The 216-nt window shown below is 38.4% G+C and carries 1 protein-coding gene; it reads right to left on the bottom strand.

Translation table 11 applies throughout. The annotated features are described in order from the left end of the window. Positions 1-216, bottom strand: a 216-nt coding sequence (locus ACRHOC_RS15750; RefSeq protein WP_431159509.1) for an FAD-dependent oxidoreductase, incomplete at both ends; no start/stop codon positions are given.

Here is a 216-nt window from a genome sequence, read left to right as displayed (position 1 = left end):
AGGTTTGGCGTTTAAAAAGATGGTTGGCATTCTTTTCTAATAAACCCCTTTCTCGCAATGCGTCAATCACGAATTTTATATTGCCTTGAGCCAAATATCTTACACCACCATGAAACAGTTTGGTGCTTCTACTTGATGTGCCTTTACCAAAATCGTGAGATTCAAATAGTGCTACCGAAATTCCTCTAGAAACTGCATCTACAGCAATTCCTAATC

The sequence above is a fragment of the Winogradskyella poriferorum genome (assembly GCF_050618035.1).
Taxonomy (GTDB): domain Bacteria; phylum Bacteroidota; class Bacteroidia; order Flavobacteriales; family Flavobacteriaceae; genus Winogradskyella; species Winogradskyella poriferorum_A.
This window is presented reverse-complemented; position numbering and strand designations above follow the sequence as displayed.